The sequence below is a fragment of the Actinosynnema sp. NPDC023794 genome (genome assembly GCF_040639675.1).
Lineage (GTDB): Bacteria > Actinomycetota > Actinomycetes > Mycobacteriales > Pseudonocardiaceae > Actinosynnema > Actinosynnema luteola.
The window spans coordinates 154008-172578 of sequence record NZ_JBFAFR010000008.1 but is presented as its reverse complement, the minus strand read 5'-3'; the positions used below and the strand labels follow the sequence as shown (position 1 = coordinate 172578).

21 protein-coding genes and 1 pseudogene are annotated in these 18571 nt (G+C 72.9%); 15 read left to right on the top strand and 7 right to left on the bottom strand.

What is annotated here, in order from left to right:
• Positions 1 to 42 precede the first annotated feature (42 nt).
• From AB0H12_RS19680 to AB0H12_RS19660, 5 genes are read left to right on the top strand one after another with little or no spacing between them, the layout of a single operon-like run.
• Positions 43 to 381: a PadR family transcriptional regulator gene (locus tag AB0H12_RS19680; RefSeq protein ID WP_053716277.1), complete on the top strand. Its 339-nt coding sequence runs from the start codon at positions 43 to 45 to the stop codon at positions 379 to 381.
• A complete protein-coding gene (locus tag AB0H12_RS19675) occupies positions 363 to 1040 on the top strand; it encodes a permease prefix domain 1-containing protein (RefSeq protein WP_499624273.1) in 678 nt (225 codons plus the stop codon). The genes AB0H12_RS19680 and AB0H12_RS19675 overlap by 19 nt, the downstream gene beginning before the upstream one ends.
• 28 nt (positions 1041 to 1068) lie before the next feature.
• The gene (locus tag AB0H12_RS19670) at positions 1069 to 1437 is read left to right on the top strand and encodes a DivIVA domain-containing protein (protein WP_499624272.1); all 369 of its coding nucleotides are present in this window, start codon (positions 1069 to 1071) and stop codon (positions 1435 to 1437) included.
• Positions 1424 to 1837, top strand: a complete 414-nt coding sequence (locus tag AB0H12_RS19665; RefSeq protein WP_499624271.1) for an SRPBCC family protein — start codon at positions 1424 to 1426, stop codon at positions 1835 to 1837. The genes AB0H12_RS19670 and AB0H12_RS19665 overlap by 14 nt, the downstream gene beginning before the upstream one ends.
• The gene (locus tag AB0H12_RS19660; protein WP_499624270.1) at positions 1834 to 2403 is read left to right on the top strand and encodes a DNA-3-methyladenine glycosylase I; all 570 of its coding nucleotides are present in this window, start codon (positions 1834 to 1836) and stop codon (positions 2401 to 2403) included. Before AB0H12_RS19665 ends, AB0H12_RS19660 begins: the two co-directional genes overlap by 4 nt.
• Here AB0H12_RS19660 and AB0H12_RS19655 read toward each other — a convergent pair.
• Together AB0H12_RS19655 and AB0H12_RS19650 are read right to left on the bottom strand one after the other, a co-directional pair.
• Complete coding sequence (locus tag AB0H12_RS19655; RefSeq protein ID WP_499624269.1) at positions 2390 to 3169, bottom strand: enoyl-CoA hydratase-related protein; 780 nt, start codon at positions 3167 to 3169, stop codon at positions 2390 to 2392. The genes AB0H12_RS19660 and AB0H12_RS19655 overlap by 14 nt on opposite strands.
• A gap of 14 nt (positions 3170 to 3183) precedes the next feature.
• On the bottom strand, positions 3184 to 3963 hold the full coding sequence (locus AB0H12_RS19650; protein ID WP_499624268.1) for a PaaX family transcriptional regulator: 780 nt from the start codon (positions 3961 to 3963) through the stop codon (positions 3184 to 3186).
• Positions 3964 to 4225: 262 nt separating this feature from the next.
• On the opposite strand from AB0H12_RS19650, the gene AB0H12_RS19645 reads away from it, so the two are divergent.
• Together AB0H12_RS19645 and AB0H12_RS19640 are read left to right on the top strand one after the other, a co-directional pair.
• A complete protein-coding gene (locus AB0H12_RS19645; protein WP_012783412.1) occupies positions 4226 to 4393 on the top strand; it encodes a DUF3117 domain-containing protein in 168 nt (55 codons plus the stop codon).
• Between the two features lie 168 nt (positions 4394 to 4561).
• A complete protein-coding gene (locus AB0H12_RS19640) occupies positions 4562 to 6013 on the top strand; it encodes a leucyl aminopeptidase family protein (protein WP_499624267.1) in 1452 nt (483 codons plus the stop codon).
• A gap of 248 nt (positions 6014 to 6261) precedes the next feature.
• Here the strand turns inward: AB0H12_RS19640 and AB0H12_RS19635 are convergent, their stop codons facing one another.
• Positions 6262 to 7128 carry a LysR family transcriptional regulator gene (locus tag AB0H12_RS19635; protein ID WP_499624423.1) on the bottom strand — a complete coding sequence of 289 codons (867 nt, stop codon included), beginning with the start codon at positions 7126 to 7128 and terminating at the stop codon, positions 6262 to 6264.
• 56 nt (positions 7129 to 7184) lie between these two features.
• Here AB0H12_RS19635 and AB0H12_RS19630 point away from each other — a divergent pair, with 56 nt between their 5' ends.
• Positions 7185 to 8495: an MFS transporter gene (locus AB0H12_RS19630; protein WP_499624266.1), complete on the top strand. Its 1311-nt coding sequence runs from the start codon at positions 7185 to 7187 to the stop codon at positions 8493 to 8495.
• A 1293-nt stretch (positions 8496 to 9788) separates the two neighbouring features.
• On the opposite strand, the gene glgA is transcribed toward AB0H12_RS19630, so the two are convergent.
• A complete protein-coding gene (gene glgA, locus AB0H12_RS19625) occupies positions 9789 to 10952 on the bottom strand; it encodes a glycogen synthase (protein ID WP_499624265.1) in 1164 nt (387 codons plus the stop codon).
• Between the two features lie 104 nt (positions 10953 to 11056).
• Between glgA and glgC the strand changes: the two genes are divergently transcribed.
• Positions 11057 to 12271, top strand: coding sequence for a glucose-1-phosphate adenylyltransferase (gene glgC, locus AB0H12_RS19620; protein WP_499624264.1), 1215 nt, complete (start codon positions 11057 to 11059; stop codon positions 12269 to 12271).
• On the opposite strand, the gene AB0H12_RS19615 is transcribed toward glgC, so the two are convergent.
• A complete protein-coding gene (locus tag AB0H12_RS19615; RefSeq protein WP_499624262.1) occupies positions 12258 to 12638 on the bottom strand; it encodes a cupin domain-containing protein in 381 nt (126 codons plus the stop codon). The two genes, glgC and AB0H12_RS19615, sit on opposite strands and share 14 nt — an antisense overlap.
• Positions 12639 to 12691: 53 nt before the next feature.
• Between AB0H12_RS19615 and AB0H12_RS19610 the strand changes: the two are divergent.
• Positions 12692 to 13054: pseudogene (locus AB0H12_RS19610) on the top strand (AraC family transcriptional regulator); the annotation flags it as partial.
• Between the two features lie 103 nt (positions 13055 to 13157).
• On the opposite strand, the gene AB0H12_RS19605 reads toward AB0H12_RS19610, so the two are convergent.
• Positions 13158 to 13784 carry an O-methyltransferase gene (locus AB0H12_RS19605; RefSeq protein ID WP_499624260.1) on the bottom strand — a complete coding sequence of 209 codons (627 nt, stop codon included), beginning with the start codon at positions 13782 to 13784 and terminating at the stop codon, positions 13158 to 13160.
• Positions 13785 to 14001: 217 nt separating this feature from the next.
• On the opposite strand from AB0H12_RS19605, the gene sigE reads away from it, so the two are divergent.
• The 5 genes from sigE (at position 14002) to AB0H12_RS19580 (ending at position 17872) form a co-directional block, all read left to right on the top strand.
• A complete protein-coding gene (sigE, locus tag AB0H12_RS19600) occupies positions 14002 to 14577 on the top strand; it encodes an RNA polymerase sigma factor SigE (RefSeq protein ID WP_230567285.1) in 576 nt (191 codons plus the stop codon).
• Positions 14574 to 15197: an anti-sigma factor family protein gene (locus AB0H12_RS19595; RefSeq protein ID WP_499624259.1), complete on the top strand. Its 624-nt coding sequence runs from the start codon at positions 14574 to 14576 to the stop codon at positions 15195 to 15197. Before sigE ends, AB0H12_RS19595 begins: the two co-directional genes overlap by 4 nt.
• Before the next feature lie 81 nt (positions 15198 to 15278).
• On the top strand, positions 15279 to 16805 hold the full coding sequence (locus tag AB0H12_RS19590) for a S1C family serine protease (RefSeq protein ID WP_499624258.1): 1527 nt from the start codon (positions 15279 to 15281) through the stop codon (positions 16803 to 16805).
• A gap of 49 nt (positions 16806 to 16854) precedes the next feature.
• Positions 16855 to 17235, top strand: coding sequence for a Sec-independent protein translocase protein TatB (gene tatB / locus AB0H12_RS19585; RefSeq protein ID WP_499624257.1), 381 nt, complete (start codon positions 16855 to 16857; stop codon positions 17233 to 17235).
• Positions 17236 to 17260: 25 nt separating this feature from the next.
• Positions 17261 to 17872, top strand: coding sequence for a hypothetical protein (locus AB0H12_RS19580; protein WP_499624256.1), 612 nt, complete (start codon positions 17261 to 17263; stop codon positions 17870 to 17872).
• 93 nt (positions 17873 to 17965) lie between these two features.
• On the opposite strand, the gene AB0H12_RS19575 is transcribed toward AB0H12_RS19580, so the two are convergent.
• Positions 17966 to 18514, bottom strand: a complete 549-nt coding sequence (locus AB0H12_RS19575; protein ID WP_499624422.1) for a hypothetical protein — start codon at positions 18512 to 18514, stop codon at positions 17966 to 17968.
• Between the last annotated feature and the right edge of the window lie 57 nt (positions 18515 to 18571).

Sequence of the window (18571 nt, the reverse complement as noted above, 5' to 3'; positions counted from 1 at the left end):
CCCGATTCCCACCCCGGTCCCGGATCAGTAGAGTGGCTACTCGTGAAGTCCGACGCGTTGCGGGGGCATCTGGACGCGCTCCTGCTGGCCACGCTCGACGGCGGCAGGCTGCACGGCTACGCCATCATCGAGGCGTTGCAGCGGCGCAGCGGCGGCGCCCTCGACCTGCCCACCGGCACCGTCTACCCGGCCCTGCGCAGGCTGGAGACCGCAGGCCTCGTGACCAGCGAGTGGAGCACCGTCGGCGGCCGGCAACGCCGCACGTACCGGCTCACGAAGGCCGGCCAGCGCGCCCTGGCCGCCGAGCGCACCGCGTGGCGCGAGTTCACCACCGCCATCGAGGGCGTGCTGGGAGGTGGGCCGTGGCCGGCCCAGGCGTGATCGACGACTACGTGACCGCGCTGGACCGGCGGCTGCGCGGACCGGACCCGGTCAAGGACGACCTGCTCGCCGAGGCCAGGGACAGCCTCCACGACGCCGCCGCCGCGCACCGCGACCGGGGACTGGCGGAGGAGGACGCGCAACGCCGCGCCGTCGCCGAGTTCGGCCCGGTCGCCGCCATCGCCCGCGAGTACCAGGGCCTGCTCGGCCTCGCCTACGGCGCCCGCACGCTGCGGTCGGTGATGCTGGTGATCCCCCTCGCGTACGTGATGTGGGAGCTCAACCGCCGGTTCTGGATCGGGGCCTGGAACGACTTCGACGCCCCGCCGCCCGACTGGTACCTCCTCATCGCCCGGTTCAACGACACGTCGGCGTGGCTCGTGGCGGGCGTCGCGGTGCTCGCGCTGCTCGTCGGACGGCGGCTGGCCCGCACGGCGGTCAGCACGGTCACGCTGGCCCGGCTCGCCGGCGCCGTGGCCGTCGTCGCGGTCGGCGTGTCCCTGCTCGGCAACGTGGCGATCCTGGCCGCGACCGCCTACCTGGACGCGACGAGGCTGCTCATGTCACCCCCGGTGGCCGCCGCGACCGCGGTCTCGTTCGCCATCGCGCTGCGGCTCGCCGTGCTCGCCCGGCGCTGTGTGGTGTTCTCCTCGGTCTGACCGGCGGGGCATGTGTCACGATCGTCACGTGACCTCAGCGCTCATCTACATCGTCGTCATGGCGCTCGTCGCGGCCGTGGTCTTCCTGCTGGCCGCGTTGGTGTTCGGGCGGGGCGAGGAACTGGCGCCGCTGCCGCCGGGCGCGTCGCCGACCCGCCTGCCGTCCGACGACGTGACCCCGGACGACGTGCGCGACCTGAAGTTCCAGCAGGTCCTGCGCGGCTACAAGATGACCGAGGTGGACTGGGCGCTGGACCGCCTGGCCGGCGAGGTCGAACGGCTGCGCGACCGCGTCGCGGAACTGGAGGCCGAGCTGGGCGTCGACCGCCCGGCGGCCCCCGAACCCGACCAGGTGACGCCCGACGGCGAGCGGGAGCCGGAGCATGACCCGGCTTGACCTGCGCGTCGAGGTCGAGGCGCCGGCCGGGACGACCTGGGCGGCGCTGACCGACTGGGCACGGCAGGGCGAGTGGATGCTCGGCACCACCGTCCGCGTGACCAGCGGCGACGGCGCGAGCGAGGGCAGCGGGCTGACCGCGTTCACCGGCCTCGGCCCGCTCGGGTTCACCGACACCATGCGCATCACCGCGTGGGAGCCGCCGGTGCGCTGCGCCGTCGAGCACACCGGCCGGCTCGTGCGCGGGACCGGCGAGTTCGTCGTCGTGCCCCGCGACGACGCGCGCAGCGAGCTCGTCTGGTCCGAGGACATCGCGCTACCGCTCAACCTGGCCTTCGCGCCGGGTGTGAAATGGTCCCTCCGCCGCTTCGCCGCCTTCGCCCGGGAGTACCCAGCATGACCGACCTCGTCCGCTGCCCGTGGGGCGACAGCACGCCCGACTACGTCGACTACCACGACACCGAGTGGGGCGTCGAGCTGCACGGCGAGGCGGCCATGTTCGAGCGGATGTCGCTCGAATCGTTCCAGTCGGGCCTGTCCTGGATCACCATCCTGCGCAAGCGCGAGAACTTCCGGGCGGCCTTCGCGGGCTTCAAGCCCGAGCTGGTCGCCGAGTTCGGCGCCGACGACTTCGACCGGCTCATGGCCGACGCGGGCATCGTCCGCAACCGCGCCAAGATCAACGCCACGATCACCAACGCCCGCGCCGTCGCCGAGCTGGACGTGCCGCTGGACGACCTGCTGTGGTCGTTCGCCCCCGAGCGCCACGAACGCCCGGCCACGAGCGCCGACGTGCCCGCCGTCACGCCCGAGTCGAAGGCGATGGCCAAGGAGCTCAAGCGCCGCGGCTTCGCGTTCCTCGGCCCCACCACCTGCTACGCGTTGATGCAGGCCACGGGCATGGTCGACGACCACATCGCGGCCTGCTTCCGCGCCGTCGAGGCCGACGCCGTCAGCGCCCGGTGAACGCCGGCTTCCGCTTCGCCACGAACGCGGCCACCGCCTCGCGGTGGTCGGCCGTCGCGCCCGCCTCCGCCTGCGTGCGCGCCTCCACGTCCAGCGCCGCCGCCAGCTCGCCGGAGAACGCCATCGCCTCCTTGATCTTGGCGTACGCCGTGGTCGGCCCGGCGGCCAGCTGACGGGCCAGCGCCTGCGCCGTCGACAGCACCTCGCCGTCCGGCACGACCTGGCCCACCATGCCGATCCGCAACGCCTCCTCCGCGCCGACCGGCTGCGCGAGCAGCATCATCTCCATCGCCCGACCGTGCCCGATCAGCCTCGGCAACGTCCACGACGCGCCCGAGTCCGCGGTCAGCCCCACGTTCGCGAACGCCATCAGGAACTTCGCCCCGACCCCGGCCACCCGCAGGTCGCACGCGTACGCCAGCGACGCCCCCGCGCCCGCCGCCATCCCGTTCACCGCGGCGATGACCGGCTTCGGCATCCCCACGATCGCCTTGATCAGCGGGTTGTAGTGCCGCTCCACCGTCTCCAGCGGCGCCGGGTCGCCCGCCTCCAGCAGCGCGACGTGCTCCTTGAGGTCCTGACCGGCGCAGAACGCCTTCCCCGCGCCGGTGACGACCACCGCGCGCACGGCGTCGTCCGCGGCGGTCTCGACCACGGCCTCGAGGAACCGCTCCTTCAACGCCACCGTGAACGAGTTGAACGACTCGGGCCGGTTCAGCGTGAAGGTGCGAACGCCGTCAGCGTCCTCGATGAGGAGTTCGGACACGGGGTGACCTCCGGTTAGTGGTGTGCGAGGCAGTCGTCGACGAACTTGGCCACCGCCGGCGCGAGGCGGTTGGTGTGGCGGTCGAAGAACTCGGCCGCCTCCGCGCCCGGCCAGTCGGCGGGCAGCAGCTCGCGCGGCAGGCCGGGGTCGCGGAACAGGAACTTGCGCCAGGCGTGCAGGAACCGCTGCGAAGCCGCGAACGCCGCCGCGGGCGACGTACCGTCCACAGCGGACATCACCGGCTCCCACTCGGCCACGAACCGCGCGTAGTCGCGCCCCAGCGTGGCCAGGTCCCACGCGCGGGCCGCCAGCTCGGCCGGGTCGCCCTCGTGCTCGCCGTGGAACGTGCTGCCGCGCACGTTCTCGGTGGTGAGCACGTCCGCCAGCTCCGGCGACGGGCGCGGTGCGATCCACGTCACGGGGCCGAGCGCGCCGTAGCCGAGCAGCTGCAGCGAGGAAGCGAGCCGGTCGCGCGCCTCACGGGCCGGCAGCTCCTCCAGCACCACCACGTGCCAGCGACCGTCCCAGGTGGACGGCCGGGTGCGGTAGATGCGGGCCGCCGCCTCGTCCAGCCGCCGTTCCGCGCGAGGTGTCATCGCGTAGCCGGGGCCGTCCGGCAGGCGGACCGGTTCCAACCAGCCCTGCCGCACGGTGCGCGAGACGGCCGTGCGCACGGCGGGCGCGGCGAAGTCCAGCGGCTCCAGCAACCGGACCAGCGCGGCGATCGTCGCCGCGCCACCCCGCTCGCGGAGGTGGCCGCCGTAGACGTCGAAGAGCGCGGAACGGGCTCGCACGAGAGCCGAGTCTGTCAGGGCGACCCCGCGACACGCCACAAAGCGGTGCACGGTCACGACCAGGTGACGGTCGGCGGTCGGCGCGGAAGTCGTTGGCGCACGGCGATCCTGGCCGTGATCTGCGGCTTGGTGAAGATCGCCCGACCGCCGCCGGCGGGCCGGAAAGATCGGTTCGGTTTCGCTGCCGAGTCCGCATAGGGGAGAATGGGCGGAGTATCCGGCCCTGGTCGGACGGGGAAGATGTTGACGGAGGGAGCACGCGATGGCGGCCATGAAGCCCCGGACCGGCGACGGTCCCCTCGAGGTGACCAAGGAGGGGCGCGGCATCGTGATGCGCGTTCCGCTCGAGGGTGGTGGGCGCCTCGTCGTCGAGATGTCGGCGGACGAGGCCAACGCCCTGGGCGACGCCCTCAAGGCAGCCGCCGGCTGACCGGCCGGACAAGAGAAAGCGTCGAGGCCCCGGTTTCCACTGTGGAACCGGGGCATCGCTACGTCGTGCCGCGCCGGTGACGTGACCGTGCGCCCGCGGCGTCGTGCCGGGCGCTGATCTGCGGTTTCACCAGCTCCACCCCCTGTCGGCCCTATCGGAGGTCCCCCCGTGCGAGCACCCCTGCCCACCCCGCTGGTCACCGTCGAGGTGGCCGACACCCTCCGGCGAGGTGTGCCCGCGGTGCTCGTCGCGTTCCCCGGCGACCCGGTGCGGCTGGGGCCCGGCGCGGAGGACGTGGACGACCTCGGTGACGTGAGCGGCGCGGCCGGTGCGACGACCAAGCAGGGGCGGACGTGGGTCGTCGGCGTCGGCGACGGCGGGTCGGGCGACTGGCGCAAGGCGGGCGCGTCGCTGGTGCGGGCGCTGCACGCGGACGCCGAGAAGGCGGGCGGGACCACGTTCGACGTGCGGCTGCCCGCCGACGTGGCGGCGGAGGCCGTGGCGGCGTTCACGCTGGGTGCGGCGGTCGGCGGCTACCGGTTCAAGGTGACGTCCGAGGAGCCGCCGCCGCGGGTGAAGTCGTTGCGCCTGGTCAACGGGGGTGCCGGGCTGGCGGACGCGGTGCGGAAGGCGAACACGCTGGCCGCCGCGACGTCGTTGGGGCGCGACCTGGCGAACACGCCGTCAAATGTGAAGGATCCGTCCTGGCTGGCCGCTGCGGCGGTGAAGGCCGCGCGGGCCGTGCCGGGGCTGCGCGTCGACGTCCGCGACGAGAAGTGGCTGGCCGAGCAGCGGTTCGGCGGTGTGCTGGCGGTCGGCGGCGGGTCGTCCCGGCCGCCGAGGTTCATCGAGCTGACGTGGCCGGGCACCGGCGACGGGCAGCCGCACCTGGTCCTGGTCGGCAAGGGCATCACGTTCGACACCGGTGGCATCTCGATCAAACCGGCCGACGGCATGCACCTCATGCGCACGGACATGTCCGGCGGGGCGGCGGTGGTGGCGGCGCTGGTGGGGATCGCGCGGCAGAGCCTGCCCGTCCGGGTGACGGGGTTGGTGCCGGCGGCGGAGAACCACGTGTCGGGCTCGGCGTACCGGCCGGGTGACGTGATCACCCAGTACGGGGGCACGACGACCGAGGTGACGAACACCGATGCGGAGGGCAGGCTGGTCCTGGCCGACGCGCTGGCCTACGCGGTGCGCAACCTGCGGCCGGACGTGCTCGTGGACGTGGCGACCCTGACCGGCGCGATGAAGGTCAGCCTGGGTGTGCGCACCGGTGGGCTCTTCGCCACCGACGACGACCTCGCGGCGCGCGTGGCCGAGGCGGGCGCCCGCGTCGGCGAGTCGTGGTGGCGCATGCCACTGCTGGAGGACTTGGCGGAGGACGTCCGCAGCGACATCGCCGACGTCCGCCAGTGCCCGCCCGGACCCGGCGGCATCACCGCGGCGCTGTTCCTCAAGGAGTTCACGGGCGGTGTGCCGTGGGCCCACCTGGACATCGCGGGGCCCGCGCGTGCCGACAAGGTCTACGACGAGGTGGTGGCGGGAGCCACCGGCTTCGCCGCCCGGACCTTGATCGAATTGGCCGAGACCTACGTGCCGTCGAACACGATCGGGTGACCATGGCCCGAGAATGTACGGAAACGCCGTTACCGAACCTCGGTTGAATCGAGGAACCGCAACCACCCCCAACCACGGCCTCACACGGATGGCGGGGCTGGAGCGGCGGACACGGAGGCGGGTGCGAGCGGTGGACGCGGCGGACGCGTGCGGGCAGGGCGCGGACTCCGGCGAGCGCGGGCGTGGGCCCCGGACGCGAGCCAGGCGGGAGCCGTGCGCGCGGACACCGGGTCGGGCCGGGAACGTGATCAGGTCGCCAGCGCGTGGTCCCGGAAGGCTCGGACGGCCGGTGGGAGTGGGGCGTCGGCCGGCCAGACCAGCGCGATCTCCCGCGCGGCACGCGGGCTGAGCGGGATCTCCGGCAGACCGGACGGCGAGTCGGCGTGCGGCAGCAGGGCCACACCCAGGCCCGCCGCGACCAGGCCCCGGACGGTCTCGGTCTCCTGGCCCTCGAACGCCGGCGTGGGCACGAAGCCGGCCGCCGCGCACAGGTCGTCGGTGATCTGCCGCAGGCCGTAGCCCGGTTCGAGGCCGACGAACTCCTCGCCCGCCAGCTCGGCCACCCGCACCGACGACCGGCCGGCCAGGCGGTGGCCAGGTGGGACGACGAGGATCAGCTCCTCCTCCCGGACGACGGCGTGCGCGAACGCGGGGTCGGTCGGCGGTGGGGAGACGAGGGCCAGGTCGACGATGCCGTCGGCCAGGTGGGCGAGGATGTCCTGCCGCGAGTTCTGGACCAGGCGGAATCGCACCGACGGGTGATGGTCGCGGAAGCTGCTGACCAGGGCCGGGACCACCGACCTGCCCAGGAGGTGGAGGAAGCCCAGCGCCACCTGGCCACGTTCGGGTGACACCTCCTCGGCCGCGGCGCGGTGGCCCGCTTCGAGGACCGTCAGGGCGCGGTCGGCGGCTTCGCACAGCAGGCGGCCCGCCCTGGTCAGGCGGACGCGTCGTCCCGATCGGACGACCACCGGCGCGCCCAGCGACGTGCCGAGGGCGGCCAGCCAGCGGCTCACGGTCGGCTGCGGCACGCCGACCGCTTCGGCGGCGTGGGTCACGTGCTCGTCCGCGGCCAGCGCGCGGAGGACGGCCAGGCGCGGGACCAATTCATCCATCACCGCATGGATTGTCGCAAATCAGCGCATTGCACGCATCGATTAGCGTCGAAGACGTGCCCAGCCGCCTCACCACCGCCGTCGCCGCCACCGGCCTGGCCACGTTCGCGCTGCTCTACGCGCCGCAGTCGGTCCTGCCCGACATCGCCCGCGACTTCCGCCTCACGCCGGCCGAAGCGTCCCTCGCCATCAGCGCCGCGACCGGCGCGCTGGCCCTCGCGGTCATCCCGATGGCCGCCCTCGCCGACCGCGTCGGCCGACGCCGCGTCATCGTCTGGTCCGTCCTCACCGCCGCGGCCCTCGGCCTGCTCCTCCCGCTCACCCCGACCTACGAAACCCTCATCGCCGCCCGAGCCCTGCAAGGCGTCGCCACCGCGGGCGTCCCGGCGACCGCCATGGCGTTCCTCGCCCAGGAAGCGCGCAAGTCGCACGTCGGCGCGGCCATCGGCGCGCTGGTCGCGGGCAACAGCGCGGGCGGCATGCTCGGCCGCCTCATCACCGGCTTCACCACCGACGGCACGTCGTGGCGCACCGCCCTGGCCCTCGCCGGCGCGTTCGGCGCGGCCTGCGCGATCACCGCCGCCCTCCTGCTGCCCAAGGGCCACCACGCCGAACGCCGCCCGAGCGCTCTCAAAGACGCCCTCACCGACCGCGTCCTGCTCTGCCAGTGCGCGATCGCGATCCTCGCGGTGGCGGCGTTCATCTCCGTCTTCAACGTCATCGGCTTCCGCCTCACCACCGACCTGGGCCTGCCCACCGGCGTCGCCACCCTGGTCTACCTCGCCTACGCGGCGGGCGGCGGCACGTCCGCCGCCGCGGGCCGCCTGGCCGACCGCCACGGCCGCGCCCGCGTCGCCCTCGCCGGCCTGGCGCTGGCCGCCGCCGGAGCCGCGATCACCCTCCCCGACCACGTGGCCGCGATCGCGGTCGGCCTCACCCTGTTCACCGGCGGCTTCTTCGCCGCCCACGCGGTGGCGAGCGGCTGGGTCGGCGCCCACGCGCCCGAGCACGTCCGAGGCCAGGCCTCGGGCGTCTACCTGTTCGCGTTCTACGTCGGCAGCAGCACCGGCGGCACCGCGGGCAGCGCCGCCTACCAGGCCCACGGCTGGCCGGGCCTGACCGCCCTGGTCACGGTGTGGCTGGCGCTGGCGGCCGTCGCGGTCGTCGCCGCGCGCGAAGCCCGGACACGCCGGGACGCACGGGCCGGTCAGAAGTCCAGCGGCACCTCGACCCCCGGCCCACCGGTCACCGCCACCTCGCCCAACTGCGGCAGCGTCACCTTCCCCGGCGTCACCGAGAACGTCGCCGACCGCACGTCCTCCGGCACCTCGTACACGACCGCCACCGGCACGGTGTCACCGCCGTAGCGCGCGCCGACCTGCCGCGCCGCCTGCCCGCCCGGCACCGTCAAGGTCATCAGCGGCGACGTCTGCCCCGCGCCGACCACGCTCGGCAGGTCGTGCCCGACCATCCGCAACTCGACCAGCGCCATCCCGGCGCCCGCCGTCGCCAGCTCGTACTGCCCGCCCGCCGACACCGGCCGCTGCCGACCCACCTTCGCCCGCACGACCTCCACCGACCCGGTGGCGGCGCCCACCGTCACGGGGGTCGACACCGAGATCGACTCCGGCCCCGGCGCGCGCCGCAGCGCCTTCGCCGCCTCGCCGACGACCACCCCGGTCGGCACCTCGACCCGCTGCTGCAGCGACTTCGCCCCCACGGTGTCGAGCACCAGCGACTCCTGCCCGCCCGCGACCGGCACCGTGTAGACGATCAGCGCGGACCCGTTGTCCGGCAGCCGGTCGGCCGGCAGCAGGTGCCGCCGACCCGGCACGTCCAGCGACAGCTCCGGCGGCTGCGGCAGCCACCCGCGCCACGGCGTCTGCCCGAACGCCGAGTCGACGTCGCCGTGCCGCGTCACCCGCACCCGCAGCACCCGCAACGCCACCCCGTGCTCGGCCCTCAGGTCACCCTCCGCCGTCGGCCACACCGACGGCGACGAGTACCCCGTCACCTGCACTTCGAGCTGGTCGTCGCGCACCATCGCGGACGCGGCGTCGAGCACCTGCCCGTCGTCGGGCAGCACGGCCAGGAAGTCCGGCCCCGCCTGCCCGACGCCCTGGTCGGCGTCGGTCTCCCGCCCGTCGGTGCGCACCAGCTTCCCCACCGGTGTGCTCCGGGCGCCCTGCGCGGGGACCTGCGGCGGCTGGACCTCGAGCCGGATCCCGGACGCGCTGCGGTCGACCTGCTTCAACGGCACCGGCACCCAGTCGGTGGTCGCGGCCGTGCCGGGCACCTGCACGGGACCGCACCACAACCGCGTGTCGACCTCGAACGCCTCACCGGTGCGCGCGAACCAGCAGCTCACCGCGTCCTGGCCGGTCCGGGCCACGTACCCGAACGACAGGGTGTAGCTCAGCTCCGCCTCGGCCCGCGCCTGCAGGCCGGGCGCGTCCAGCACCGCCTCTCCCTCGATCGTCAACCTGACCTGCTCCGCGCTGAACGCGGGCGTGGCGCACCCACCGGCCACCAGCGCGAGCAGGAGCACAAGCCACCGCATACCGCCCCCAGTAGTCGCCCCCTACTGGTTAAAGGCGGTCGGCGCCCCATACCGTTGCATCACGTTCGAGTGGCGCACATCACACTGCGGGGTCAGGTGATCACTGACCGCCGTTCAGCGCCGCCGAGTACACCGCCACGGTCTGCTCGGCCACCGTCGCCCACGAGAACTCCTCGATCGCCCGCGCGCGCCCTGCCTCGCCGAACGCCGCCGCCCGCGCCGGGTCGCCGAGCACCTCGTTCACCGCGTCGGCCAACGCCACCCGGTACGCCTCGACGTCCTTCTCGTCGTAGTGCACCAGCAGCCCGGTCCGCCCGTGGTCCACGACCTCAGGGATGCCGCCCACGTCGGACGCCACCACCGCCGTGCCGCACGCCATCGCCTCCAGGTTCACGATGCCCAGCGGCTCGTACACCGACGGGCACACGAACACCGTCGAACGGCTCAGGATCTGCCGCACCTCGGCCGGCTGGAGCATCTGCTGGATCCAGAACACCCCCGGCCGCGCCGCCGCCAGCTCCGCCACCGCCAGGCGCGTCTCCTCGGCGATCTCCGGCGTGTCCGGCGCGCCCGCGCACAGCACGACCTGCGCGTCCGGCGAGATCCGGTGCGCGGCGGCGACCAGGTGCCCGACGCCCTTCTGCCGGGTGATCCGCCCGACGAACGTCACGATCGGCCGCGCCGGGTCGATGCCGTGCCGGACCAGGGCGTCGGTTTCGGAAACGGGGTGGTAAGCCGACGTGTCGATCCCGTTGCGCACGACGTGCACGCGTGCCGGGTCCAACGACGGGTAGCAGTCCAGCACGTCGGCGCGCATGCCCTCGCTGACCGCGATCACCGCGTCCGCCGCCTCGTACGCGGTCCGCTCCACCCAGGAGGACACCCGGTAGCCGCCGCCGAGCTGCTCGGCCTTCCACGGCCGGCGCGGCTCCAGCGAGTGCGCGGTCACCACGTGCGGGATGCCGTGCAGCAGTTTCGCCAGGTGACCGGCCATGTTGGCGTACCAGGTGTGCGAGTGCGCCAGCTGCACGTCGCCCAGCGCGGCGGCCATCTCCAGGTCGACCGACAACGTGGCCAGCGCGGCGTTCGCCTGCTCCAGGCCGTGCGCCGGGTTGTGCGCCCTGGCGTCGGCGCGCGGCCCGCCGAAGGCGTGCACGTCCACGTCCACCAGTTCGCGCAGCCTCGGCACGAGGAAGCCGACGTGCACCCCAGCGCCGCCGTAGACCTCCGGCGGGTACTCCCGTGTGAGCAGTCCAATTCGCACGACGCTCACCGTAACCCGCTCGCCGGGGGCAGCCGGGTGAACGAGCGGAGTTTGCGTTACGTCGCCGTTGGTGGGTCGGTGCTCACCCGGTTAGGGTCGTTGCTGTGAAAGGGCAACCGCACGTTCTAGGAATTGTCCTCGCCGGTGGCGAAGGCAAACGGTTGTGGCCGTTGACCGCCGACCGGGCAAAGCCGGCGGTGCCCTTCGGCGGTAACTACCGGCTGGTGGACTTCGTCCTGTCCAACCTGGTGAACGCGGGTTTCGTCAAGCTCTGCGTGCTCACCCAGTACAAATCCCATTCCCTGGACCGGCACATCTCCACCACGTGGCGCCTGTCCAATGTGCTCGGGCAGTACGTCACGCCGGTGCCGGCGCAGCAGCGGCTCGGGCCGCGCTGGTACACCGGCAGCGCCGACGCCATCTTCCAGTCGCTGAACCTCGTCAACGACGAGAAACCCGAGCACGTGATCATCTTCGGTGCGGACCACGTCTACCGGATGGACCCGGGGCAGATGGTGCAGCAGCACGTGGAGACCGGCGCGGGCGTCACCGTGGCGGGCATCCGGGTGCCGCGCGCGGAGGCCAAGGCGTTCGGCTGCATCGACTCCGACGCGACCGGTCTGATCACCCGTTTCCTGGAGAAACCGGCGGAGCCGCCGCACGTGCCGGACGACCCGGAGGTCACCTTCGCGTCGATGGGCAACTACGTGTTCACCACCGAGGCGCTGATCGACGCGTTGCGGGCGGACGCGTCGAACCCCGACTCCGACCACGACATGGGCGGCGACATCATCCCGATGCTCGTCGACCAGGGGCAGGCGCACGTCTACGACTTCGCCGACAACCTGGTGCCGGGCGAGACCGACCGCGACCGGGGCTACTGGCGCGACGTGGGGACCATCGACGCCTACTACGAGGCGCACATGGACCTGGTGTCGGTGCGGCCGGTGTTCAACCTCTACAACCAGGCGTGGCCGATCCGGACGGCGACCCCGCCGCTGCCACCCGCGAAGTTCATCGCGGGCGGCAGCGCGGAGGACTCGATGGTGGGGCCGGGTTCGATCATCTCCGGCACCGTCCACGGGTCGGTGATCAGCTCGGACGTGGTCGTGGAGTCCGGGTCGGTCGTGCAGGGGAGCGTGCTGCTGCCGGGCGTGCGGATCGGGCGGGGCGCGGTGGTGCGGCGGGCGATCCTGGACAAGAACGTCGTCGTGCCCGACGGGGCGTTGATCGGCGTGGACCCGGCGACGGACCGGCAGCGCTACACCGTGTCGTCCGGCGGGGTGACGGTGCTCGGGAAGGGCGTCACGGCGCACTGAGCGGGTGGCCCGCGGTCGCGTCGACGTGGTCGGGGACCTCCTCGTGGCGGTCCCCGACGGTCGACGTGCCGCTGGGTTCGATCATCAGGATGCGCGCGCCGGTGGGTGACGACGGCTTGTGGCGGGCGCCCTTCGGGACGACGAACACGTCGTTGGCCTTGAGGTGCACCGTGCGGTCCTCCAGGGCGATGTCGAGTTCGCCTTCGAGGACGAGGAAGAACTCGTCGGTGTCGTCGTGGGCGTGCCAGAGGTGTTCGCCGCGGACCTTGGCGACGCGGACGTCGTGGTCGTTGACCGTGGTGACGACGCGCGGGCTCCACAGGGCGTCGAAGGTGGTGAGCGCCTCGGCCGGGTTGATCGGATCCATGGCGGCGATGCTGCCCGGCGACGTCGGGCGGGCGTGAGTGCCATGAACCGCACGTGCCGCCAGGATCCTCGCACCGCGTCGTGATGATCGTCGACTCCGGCTCGAACCCGTTCGAGCCGGGCGTCGGGACGGAGCTGTTCGGCCTGCGCCGACCCGAGCTCGGTGGGCGACCGTGGTACTCGTTCACGGTGAGCGCGCTCGGTCCGGTGCGGATGAACCACGGGTTCTTCACCCTCACAGGTGCCCCCTCTTTGGGTGAGGTGGAGCACGCGGACACCGTGATCGTGTCCAACCGGCCGGACAGCTGGGTCCGGCCGCCGGAGCCGTTGCTGGAGGCGGTGCGGCGGGCGCACGAGCGGGGCGCGCGGCTGGTGAGCTTCTGCACGGGGGCGTTCACGCTGGCGCACGCGGGGCTGCGAAGCGAACACGGGAAACCGCGTGACGACGCCGGGCGTGTCGGCGGTCCGGTGGACCTCAACCGGCCTCCGCCAGGGGGCTCAGCCGACCTTCGCCGCCCTCTCAGCCGACCTTCGCCGCGACCAGCAGGCCGTCGCCGAGCGGCAGTATCACCGGCACCAAGCGGTCGTCGTCGCGGACCGACCGCGCCACCTCCCGCATCGCCACCGTGTCCGGGTCGCGGTGCGACGGGTCGACCACCCGGCCGTGCCACAGGACGTTGTCGAACGCGATCACGCCGCCCGGCCGCAGCAGCCGCACGCCCTCCGCCAGGTACTTCGGGTACTCCGACTTCGCCGCGTCCACGAACACCAGGTCGTACGCGCCGTCGGTGAGCCTGGGCAGCACGTCCAGCGCCCGACCCATGATCAACCGGGTCCGCGACACCGCGATCCCCGCCTCCGCGAACGCCACCCGGGCCGCGCGCTGGTGCTCCGGCTCCACGTCGATCGACGTCAGCACCCCCGCCGCGGGCATGCCGCCGAGCAGGTACAACGCGCCGACACCGGCCCCCGTGCCGATCTCCACCACGGCCTTGGCCTGCAACGCCGCCGCGAGGAACCGCAACGCCGCCCCGCCGCCGGACCCGATCGGCACGCACCCCAACTCGGCGCCACGAGCCCTGGCGGCCGTGATGACGGCGTCCTCGGGCACGTAGCGCTCCACGTACTCGCGCGTCGGCGCATCCACAGCACGAAGGCTAACGCCGCCGGCGGCGGTTCGGGTGAATCTCGCGGACAACCCGGATTCTCAGCCTGCTCTCAGCCGCCTCTCACGATGGTTATAAGGGAGGACGCCACACTGACCTCAACGCATGACGAGCATGACCAACGGGAACACGTCAGGGGAGCCGAGCGTTGACCCGTGCAGCAGGGCAGCCAGCCCAGTGGAGGTGCTTAACCGCCCGATGCCAAAGCAGCCGACCGCCGCACTGACCGCGCCCATCGAGGACGCGGACTGGATCGCGCCTTCGTGGGACCAAGTTGTGCGCGACCACGCCGACCGGGTGTACCGGCTGGCCTACCGCCTGTCCGGCAACCAGCACGACGCCGAGGACCTCACCCAGGAGACCTTCATCCGGGTGTTCCGGTCGCTCGCGTCGTACAAGCCCGGCACGTTCGAGGGCTGGCTGCACCGCATCACCACGAACCTCTTCCTCGACATGGCCCGCCGCCGCTCGCGCGTGCGCATGGAGGCCCTGCCCGAGGAGACCGACCGCATCCCCGGCGACGACCCGACGCCCGAGGAGATCTACGACGACACGCACCTCGACCCGGAGCTGCAGGCCGCGCTGGACGAGCTGCCGCCCGAGTTCCGCGCCGCCGTCGTGCTGTGTGACGTGGAAGGGCTCTCCTACGAGGAGATCGGCGCCACCCTCGGCGTCAAACTCGGTACCGTGAGGAGCAGGATCCACCGGGGCCGCCAGGCCCTGCGGGTCGCACTGGAACGCCGTCGGGGTCTCGTCCAGGAGGACTCTGCATGACCGACCTGCGAGGTTGGCAACTGCCCGAGCAGCACCTGCTGCCCGACGCGGTCGTCGCCTTCGTCGACGGCGAGCTGTCCGCCTCGGCGCACAACAGGGCGTCCGCGCACCTGCAGCGCTGCCCGTTCTGCGCCGCCGAGGCGTACTCGCAGCAGCAGGCCCGCTCGGCGGTGCGTGCCGCCGACGCGCCGTGCGCGCCCGCGAGCCTGCTGGCCAGGCTGGGCGCGATCCCGCAGGAAGTGGAGCTGCCCAGCGCGCCGGACGGCCTCGCGGTCAGCGAGGACGGCCAGCTCGTCACGGTCCAGCGGCCCGACCGGGTCGCGTTCGGCAACGGTCCCGTGCTGGGGTCCGGCCGCCCTTTCGGAACCGGCGGCGGTAGCCGCTTCGGAGCCGGTCTCTTCGGGGGCAGGCGCGCCCGCCAAGGCGCCGGCGTCGTCGTCTCCGGTCTCATGCTCGGCGCGCTCGCCCTGGTGGCACCGGGCAGCGAGGACAACGCGTCGCCGCCCGCCCAGGGCAACTCGCCGCAGCCCTCACCCGTGGTCGCGCCGTCGTTGACCGACGAGCGCGAGCCCGTCGGCGTGCTGCGCCCGGCCGCGCAGACCGGCCTGCTGGACCGCTGACCAGCCCGCTGACGGCAACTTCACCGGTCACCCGGCACGATTGCCCCGCGACAACCATGGTGTGACGACGTGCGGGGAGCGATGAGCGAGCCAGAGCAGGGCAACGGGACCCCCAGGTCGGGCGTGGACGACGGGGCGCACCGCAGGCTCGCACCCCGTCCGCTCAACCGCCCGGCCGTCGACCCCGGTCAACAGGCCGTGTTCGGCCGGCCGCAGGGCGTGGCGGGCGCGTTCTCCGCCGACCGCCCGAGCCCGAACGGCAACTCGTTCGTCCGACTCGCGCCACCGCCGCCGGAAGCCCTGAGCACGGCGTTCGGCCGGCCGCGCGGCGACGACGACACGCTCCTGCAGCGCCCGCCGGTCGACCTGAACGGCGAGCCCGAGGTGGAGCCCGTCTTCTGGGAGGGCAAGCCGGCGGGCGACTCGTGGCGCGACCCGGGCGCGTCGGCCGTCATCGGCCCGCCCGCCGTCACCGAGCAGCCCGACACCGAACCCAAGCCGGAGCAGCCGCCCGGACCGCAGCTCAGCGTGCCCGAACTGCTGTTCGGGCGGCGGGTCAAGCCGATGGCCCTGGTGCTGCTGATGGTCGCGGCGCTGGTGATCGGCGCGGGCGGCGGCGTGGTCGGCTGGCTGCTGGGCCGCGTCGGCAACCCGCTCACCGACGGCGGCGTCACGCTCGCCGAGGTCAAGCCGGGCAAGGAACGGCCGGTCGGGTCGGTCGCCGAGATCGCCCAGCGGGTCACGCCCAGCGTCGTGTCGATCGAGTTCAAGGGCGCGAACGTGGCCGGCGTCGGCTCCGGCGTGGTCATCGACGGCGAGGGCTACGTGCTGACCAACGACCACGTGGTCGCCCCGGCGGTGCAGGACACGTCGGCGAAGCTGACCGTGGTCTTCACCGACGGCAAGCGGGCCGTGGCGCAGGTCGTCGGCCGTGACTCCAAGACCGACCTCGCGGTGATCAAGGTCGAGGTGGACAACCCGACCGTGCTGCAGTTCGGCGACTCCGACGAGCTCGCGGTGGGCGACACCGTGCTCGCGATCGGCTCGCCGCTGTCGCTGTCGAACACCGTGACCGAGGGCATCGTCAGCGCCCTGCACCGGCCCGTGACGGCGGCGGGCGAGAACGGCGGACCGCAGGTCACCTATGACGCGATCCAGACCGACGCGGCCATCAACCCCGGCAACTCCGGTGGCGCGCTGGTCGACTCGTCCGGCGCGCTGGTCGGCATCAACTCGTCGATCCGCACCGAGACCGGCGGCTCGGTCGGCCTCGGGTTCGCGATCTCCGGCAACTACGCGCGCAAGGTGTCGCAGGCGTTGATCCGCGACGGCGAGGTCAAGCACGCGGACATGAACATCAACGTGCGGTCGGCGTCGGCGGAGACGGCGGAGGGCGCGCAGGTGCAGAACGTGCCCGAGGGCGGCGCGGCCGACGCGGCGGGCATCGAGGAAGGCGACGTGATCACGCGGGTCGGCGACCGGATGGTGCGCAACGCCGCGGAGCTGACCGTCGCGGTAAGGGACCATGAAATCGGCGAGACGGTGCCGGTCGTGCTGGCCAGGCAGGGTCGTGAGCTGACCGTGCAGGTGACTTTGCGGTCCGACTGACGGCTACGCTGGCAGTCAGGGCTTGGGGCGCGGAAGGTGGGGCACGAGGGTGTTCGACAGCATCGGGTGGCTTGAGATCCTCGTCATCGTCGTGGCGGGTCTGTTCATCCTGGGCCCGGAACGACTGCCCGACGCCGCCGCGTGGGTCGGCAAGACGGTCCGCCGGGTCCGCGACTACGCGACCGGCGCGCGTGAGCAGCTGAAGCAGGAGATGGGGCCGGAGTTCGAGCAGCTGCGCAAGCCCCTCGAGGACCTCCGGGAGCTGCGCAACTTCGACCCCAAGCGCGCGATCACCAAGCACTTGTGGGACGACGAGCCGAGCGAGAAGCCGAACGGCCACCCGACCGTGCCGCCGGTCCGCGACACGACGAGCCGGGACCGTCCTCTGGAGCACGGCGAGCGTCCCCCGTACGACCCGGACGCCACCTGACCGGTCCGCGTCGAGGAGGCCGCCCGTGGAAGGTCCGTGGACCAGAGCCGGGGCGCTCGCGGGTCTGGCGTCCTTGGTGGTCGGAGCCGTGGCTCTGGTGGTGGGGCTGCTCGCGTGGAGGCTCCCGCAGCAACCCGCGTCGGGGACGAAGATCAACCTCACGATCTCGCCGTCGGCCTATGACGTCGACGCTTCCCGGTGGCGGGCCTACGGGCCGTTCTACGAAGCCGGTGGTGACCTGCACGCGCGGCACGGCGTGTCCCACGCTCACGCCTACGGCAACCCGGTGGGGCGTTTCGTGTACAAGGTCGAGCTCGGGGAGTTCGAGGCCGAGCAGGTCGAGCTCAAGGCCCGCCTGTCCGCTGACGCCGAGGGCTACTCCGACCCGGAGGGCCGGTACTCCGACGTCACGGTGGTCGTGAACGGCGCACCCCTGCCGGTGCGGCGCGTGGTGCCCGACGACGGGCACGGCGCCCACTACACGTGGCAGTTCGACGCCGGGATGCTCCGACCCGGTGAGAACACGATCGAGTTCGCGGTCGCCGAAGACGCCCGGTTCCCCCACGGCCTGGCGATCTACGGCAGCGCCGTCGCGCCAGGGCAGGCCGACGAGCACATCACCCTCCGCGGCAAGTGACCCGCTGGAAGACGTGCGCACGATCGCCCCTGACGTGTGAACGCGCCGCCCGGGCCGGAACCCGGGCGACGCGTCCGAGGGGGAGCGGGTCGGTCAGATGACGCCTCGGCCGCGGTGGGTTGTGGTGGTCGGGGTGCCGGTGATGGTGAACTGCGAGCCCGGTTCGACGACCACGGCGCCGGCGGCGGAGTCGGTGATCCGCACGTTCGTCAGGGTCGCGCTGCCGCGGGCGCCGCCGCCCGACTTGACCTGGATGCCGTCGTAGGTCGAATCGTGGATCTCGGTGTCGCGGATCGTCACGCCGGTGATGTCGCGGTTCTGCGCGGACACCGTGATCGCGCCGAACTCCTGCGCCTCGCCCCAGAACGCGCCACCCGTCCGGAACAGGGCGTTGCCGGCGATCAGGGTCTGGCCGGAGAACGGCAACGGGTCGTGGTCGGTCGCCGGCATGATCCCGGGGTAGTTCATGGTGTCGTGGATCAGGTTGTTCTCGACCTTGTTGCCGTGGCCGCCGTAGATCGCGACGCCGTTGGCCCGCCACGGCAGCTGGATCGTGTTGTTCACGAACGCGTTGTCGTGCGCGACGTCGACCGCCTGGTCCTTTTCATGGGTGTCCTCTTCGTCGGGGACGACGGTGGGCAGACTGCGGCGGTGCGCCTGCCGCGAAGTTGCGGAGCAACATGGGATTTTGAGCTCTTG

What these genes read in the sequence shown, in the direction of transcription:
- AB0H12_RS19665 (WP_499624271.1), top strand. Translation starts at nt 1,424, where the DNA reads ATGACCCGGCTTGACCTGCGCGTCGAGGTCGAGGCGCCGGCCGGGACG.
- AB0H12_RS19660 (WP_499624270.1), top strand. Translation starts at nt 1,834, where the DNA reads ATGACCGACCTCGTCCGCTGCCCGTGGGGCGACAGCACGCCCGACTAC.
- AB0H12_RS19645 (WP_012783412.1), top strand. Translation starts at nt 4,226, where the DNA reads ATGGCGGCCATGAAGCCCCGGACCGGCGACGGTCCCCTCGAGGTGACC.
- AB0H12_RS19635 (WP_499624423.1), bottom strand. Translation starts at nt 7,128, where the DNA reads ATGGATGAATTGGTCCCGCGCCTGGCCGTCCTCCGCGCGCTGGCCGCG.
- AB0H12_RS19615 (WP_499624262.1), bottom strand. Translation starts at nt 12,638, where the DNA reads ATGGATCCGATCAACCCGGCCGAGGCGCTCACCACCTTCGACGCCCTG.
- sigE (WP_230567285.1), top strand. Translation starts at nt 14,002, where the DNA reads ATGCCAAAGCAGCCGACCGCCGCACTGACCGCGCCCATCGAGGACGCG.
- AB0H12_RS19595 (WP_499624259.1), top strand. Translation starts at nt 14,574, where the DNA reads ATGACCGACCTGCGAGGTTGGCAACTGCCCGAGCAGCACCTGCTGCCC.
- AB0H12_RS19590 (WP_499624258.1), top strand. Translation starts at nt 15,279, where the DNA reads ATGAGCGAGCCAGAGCAGGGCAACGGGACCCCCAGGTCGGGCGTGGAC.